5 protein-coding genes are annotated in these 4,617 nt (G+C 65.4%); 2 read left to right on the top strand and 3 right to left on the bottom strand.

The window, feature by feature from the left end:
* Positions 1-76 precede the first annotated feature (76 nt).
* The gene (locus AC1VNY_RS42105) at positions 77-664 is read right to left on the bottom strand and encodes a DUF2239 family protein (RefSeq protein ID WP_482409611.1); all 588 of its coding nucleotides are present in this window, start codon (positions 662-664) and stop codon (positions 77-79) included.
* 119 nt (positions 665-783) lie between these two features.
* Between AC1VNY_RS42105 and AC1VNY_RS42100 the strand changes: the two genes are divergently transcribed.
* Both AC1VNY_RS42100 and AC1VNY_RS42095 read left to right on the top strand, forming a co-directional pair.
* A complete protein-coding gene (locus tag AC1VNY_RS42100) occupies positions 784-1,449 on the top strand; it encodes a glutathione S-transferase family protein (protein WP_482409610.1) in 666 nt (221 codons plus the stop codon).
* 114 nt (positions 1,450-1,563) lie between these two features.
* On the top strand, positions 1,564-1,899 hold the full coding sequence (locus AC1VNY_RS42095; RefSeq protein ID WP_482409609.1) for a GIY-YIG nuclease family protein: 336 nt from the start codon (positions 1,564-1,566) through the stop codon (positions 1,897-1,899).
* Between the two features lies 1 nt (position 1,900).
* On the opposite strand, the gene AC1VNY_RS42090 is transcribed toward AC1VNY_RS42095, so the two are convergent.
* Positions 1,901-2,776: an SDR family oxidoreductase gene (locus AC1VNY_RS42090; protein ID WP_482409608.1), complete on the bottom strand. Its 876-nt coding sequence runs from the start codon at positions 2,774-2,776 to the stop codon at positions 1,901-1,903.
* A 209-nt stretch (positions 2,777-2,985) separates the two neighbouring features.
* Complete coding sequence (locus tag AC1VNY_RS42085) at positions 2,986-4,284, bottom strand: MFS transporter (protein WP_482409607.1); 1,299 nt, start codon at positions 4,282-4,284, stop codon at positions 2,986-2,988.
* Between the last annotated feature and the right edge of the window lie 333 nt (positions 4,285-4,617).

Below are 4,617 nucleotides of genomic sequence, written 5' to 3'. Positions count from 1 at the left end.
CCCCAGCCCTCCCCCGCAAGCGGGAGAGGGGGCGCAGCTCGCTCGCGGTTGCCCGTCGACATTAGTTCATCGGGCGTCAGTCGGCTTGATCGCTATAGGCGAGCCGGATCGCGTGATCGCGGATATCGGCCGGCCAGTCCGCTATCAGCGTCGCAAAACGGCGCCGGTCGTGGGCGAACAGGGCGCGGATCGCATCTTCATAGTTCGGCCGGTTGCCGGCCATGACAGTCATGAAGCGATAGGCGGCATCCTGCGCGCTGCGCGTGCGGTCCTTGTCGCCGCTTGAGCGCCGCGCCTCGTCGATCAGCTTGCGGATCGCGACCGATGCACCGCCCTTCTGCTGCGCGAGCCAGTCCCAATGCCGTGGCAACAGCGTGATCTCGCGCGCGACGACGCCAAGCTTCGGTCGTCCCGGCCCGCGCGGCGCGGTCGGCGCCGCCGGCTCTCCGTCGGGCGCAGGTGCGAGCTTCGGCAGCCGCGCCAGCACGTCGTCGACCGAGCCGCGGAAATCGATATCGACCAGCGCCGAGGTGCGGCCGTTGAACACCAGGATCGCGGCGTCCTCGCGCTGGTCGAGGTGTTGCTTGGCGGTGCGCGCAACCTCCGGGAGGTCGCCGGCCCCGATGCGGTGCTCGCCTTCGAACGCGACATAGGCAGGATTCATGGTAGACCTCTCCGATTGCGCGACCTATTGCCCGGGTAATGATTAGCAATCACGGCGCGTGGATCTCGATTTTCGTGTTGCCGGCTGGCGCCAAACGCCGTCCATTTCAGAGGATGCCCATGCTGACGGTTCATCATCTCAACAATTCCCGCTCGCAGCGCGTGCTGTGGCTGCTCGAGGAATTGGGTGTGCCCTACGAGATCGTGCGCTACCAGCGGCAGCCCGACATGCGGGCGCCGAATGAGCTGCGCGCGATCCATCCGCTCGGCAAGTCGCCCGTCGTCACGGACAATGGCAACACGATCGCGGAATCCGGCGCGATTCTCGAATACATCATCGCGACCTACGGCAACGGGCGCCTGATCCCGCCGGCCGATACGCCGGAGCGGCTGCGCTACACCTATTGGCTGCACTACGCCGAGGGTTCGGCGATGACGCCGCTGCTGCTTAAACTCCTGTTCACGCTGATGCCGAAGCGCGCGCCGGCGCTGCTGCGGCCCCTGGTGCGCAAGGTGTCCAACACGGCGCTGTCGACGCTGGTCAATCCGCAGCTCAAGCAGCACATGGCCTATTGGGAGGGCGAGCTCGGCAAGAGCGATTGGTTCGCCGGCAGCGAGTTTTCCGGCGCCGACATCCAGATGAGCTTTCCGCTCGAGGCTGCCGCGGCGCGCGGCGGGCTCGAGGACGGCCATCCCAGGTGCGTCGCGTTCCTCGAGCGCATCCACGCCCGCCCGGCCTATGCGCGAGCGCTGGAGAAGGGCGGGCCGTATCAGGTCGGCCGGTAAATTCGCGGTCATAACAGCGGCTCGGGTTTCGATGCTGCTATTTTTTATCCGGGTAATATTGCCTTGTCAATAATGCCCGGGTATAAATAGCGTGCATGGACCATTGGAGCCGTCATGAAGATCGAGGACCGCAAGCAAGCCATCGCCGACTACAAGAAACGCGCGAGCGTTGCCGGCGTGTTCGCGATCCGCTGCCGCGCGACCGGCGAGGTCTGGGTCGGGCAGGCGCTCGATCTCGACAAGATCGAGAACCGCATCTGGTTCACGCTGCGGATGGGCAGCCATCGCAACGCGGAGCTGCAGCGGGCCTGGACGGCCCACGGCGCGGATCATCTCTCGCTCGAAACGCTGGAGCGGATCGAGGACGAGGAGCTCGCCTATGTGCGCGACACAATGCTGAAGGAGCGCGTGCAGCATTGGAGCGCAGAGCTGAATGCGTTCGCGGTGTAGCTCAGTGTGACGGCAGCGGCTGCACGGTGACGCCGGGCGGTGGCACGTCGTCGTCGGGCACGAAGAAGTCCGACATCAGCGCCACCGAGGGATCGACGCGGTAGCGCTCGAAGTCGCGCATGCCATTGGCATAGAGCACCTTGTCGTCGATGCAGAAATGCCCGGTGAATTCGCGCGACGGCCGGGTGATGATCGCGTAGGCCGCATCGCCCATGATCTCGGGTGTGCGGCTCGCGCGCATCATGGCATCGCCGCCAAGCAGGTTGCCGACCGCGGCGGTCGCGATCGTGGTACGCGGCCACAGCGCGTTGACGGCAACTCCAGCCGATTTCAATTCGCCCGCGAGGCCGAGCACGCACATGCTCATGCCGAACTTCGCCATCGTGTAGGCGGTCGAGTGCTCGAACCATTTCGTCTTCATGTCGAGCGGCGGCGACAGCATCAGGATGTGCGGGTTCTCCGCCTTCTTCAGGTGCGGGATGCAGTATTTCGACACCATGAAGGTGCCGCGGGTGTTGATACCAATCATCAGGTCGAACCGCTTCATGTCGGTTGCCTGCGAATTGGTCAGGCTGATGGCGCTGGCATTGTTGACGCAGACGTCGATGCCGCCGAACTCGGCGACGGTCTGCTCGATCGCCGCCATCACCTGCGCCTCGTCCCTGATGTCGCAGAGCACCGGCAGCGCCTTGCCGCCGGCGGCGCGGACCTCGTCGGCGGCGGTGTAGATCGTGCCCTTTAGCTTCGGATGCGGCTCGGCGGTCTTCGCCGCGATCGCGACATTGGCGCCGTCACGCGCGGCGCGCAGCGCAATCGCCAGCCCGATGCCGCGGCTCGCGCCCGAGATGAACAGCGTCTTGCCCTTGAGCGATGTCATGGGAGCCTCCTGTTTGGGACGCACGAGACGATGGCTCCCTCTCCCCTTGTGGGAGAGGGTTGGGGTGAGGGGTATCTCTCCTCACGGCGTACTGCATGGAGAGACCGCGACCCCTCACCCGGATTGCATCTGCCGATGCAATCCGGCCTCTCCCACAAGGGGAGAGGCGAAGTGGAGCAAGCCGCATCGTCATTGCCGTACCTCACCGCCTATCCATCCGCATGCAGCACACGCCCGCGCGTTTCCGGCAGCGCGTAGGCGGCGATGAAGAACACGCCGTAGGCCGCCACCGCGAAGATCGCGATCGCGTTGGCGAGCGTGGTCGTGGTCGACAGCGCGCCGACCAGGAACGGGAACAGCGCGCCGATGCCGCGGCCGAAATTGTAGCAGAAGCCCTGGCCGGAGCCACGCAGCCGGGTCGGATACAGTTCGGTCAGGAATGCGCCCATGCCGGAGAAATAGCCCGAGGCAAAGAAGCCGAGCGGGAAGCCCAGCACCCACAGCACCTCGTTGGACAGCGGCAGCTGGGTGTAGAGCAGCACCACCGCGATCGCGCCGATCGAGAAGATCAGGAACAGATTGCGCCGGCCGATCCGGTCGGCGAGCCAGGCACCGACCAGATAGCCGATGAACGAGCCGATGATCAGCGTCGCGAGATAGCCGGTCGAGCCGACCACCGAGAGCTTGCGCTCCGTGGTGAGGAAGCGCGGCACCCAGAAGGTGATGGCGTAATAGCCGCCCTGCATGCCGGTGCCGACCAGCGACGCCAGCAGCGTGGTCTTCAGGATCGGTCCGTGGAAGATCTCCCACAACTTGGCGGGGCCGCTGCCCGAGGCCTGCGCCTGCGCCATGGTCGCGGCCGAGATTTCGGGCTCGGTGACGTAGCGGCGCAGATAGAACACCAGCAGCGCCGGCAGCGCGCCGATCACGAACATCCAGCGCCAGGCGTTCTCCGCGGGCAGCACCGAGAACAGGATCGCCTGCGCCAGCACCGCGAGGCCCCAGCCGACCGCCCAGCCCGACTGCACCGAGCCGACCGCGCGTCCGCGATATTGCGGCCGGATCGCCTCGCCGATCAGCACCGCGCCGGCCGCCCATTCGCCGCCGAAGCCGAGGCCAAGCAGCGCGCGGGCGATCAGAAGCTGATCGAAATTCTGTACCACCGCGCAGACCAGCGAGAAGAACGAGAACCAGACGATGGTGAGTTGCAGCGTCTTCACCCGCCCGATGCGGTCGGACAGATAGCCGCCGAGCCAGCCGCCCACGGCGGAGGCCAGCAATGTCACGGTGCCGGCGAGCCCGGCGGTGCCGGGGTCAACTTTCCATAGCGTGATGATGGTGCCGATGACCAGCGGATAGATCATGAAATCCATGCCGTCGAGCGTCCAGCCCGACGCGCAGGCCCAGAACGTGCGCCGCTCCTGCAGGTTCATGTCGCGATAGAAGGCAAGGAGGCTGGTATCCTCGATCTCTGCAACTTCCATCGGTTTGGATTCGGCCGTGCTCATGCGCGTTTCCCGGAGAAATCTTTCACCGGCTCTTTGCGATCCGCGGCCGGAGTTACGCGGACCGCCAATCTATCGCGATGTCGCAGGCTGGGCAAAGCCGCGTTTGCCACTTCTAGGTCTTTAGTTTGAGCATGATCTTTTCGGAAAACCGCTTCGGGCTCTTCCGGATATCATGCTCTAAAGCGCGACGATTGTTGGTTGAGTCAGCCGGACCGCAGACTCGCTTCGCCTCTCCCGCTTGCGGGGGAGGCCGACGCGCGACGAGCGACGCGGAGCGTGGCGGGTGGGGGCTCTCTCCACAATATGACTCGCGGATAGACCCCCACCCCAGCC

This window comes from Bradyrhizobium ferriligni, from assembly GCF_056837965.1.
This window is presented reverse-complemented; position numbering and strand designations above follow the sequence as displayed.